Origin of the sequence: Romboutsia sp. 13368, from assembly GCF_018336475.1 — a bacterium.
Classification (GTDB): Bacteria; Bacillota; Clostridia; order Peptostreptococcales; family Peptostreptococcaceae; genus Romboutsia.
Map to the genome: position 1 here is coordinate 863,808 of NZ_CP048741.1, position 234 is coordinate 864,041.

Genomic DNA, 234 nt, shown 5'->3' on the forward strand with positions numbered 1-234 from the left:
ATTATCATCAGCATATTATGATAAAGGATTTTTACAAGGAATTATATTATTAGTAGGAGTGGGAACGGTTATACATAGTATGATAGATTTCTCATTGTCAGTTTACATATATAATTTACTTCCAAAAGGATTTATAAATAAAATAGGTAAAGATGAAATATANAAAGAACAAAAGTCTAGGATATCCTAGGCTTTTGTAGTAATACAAAATATACTAAAATTTAGTAAAAATTT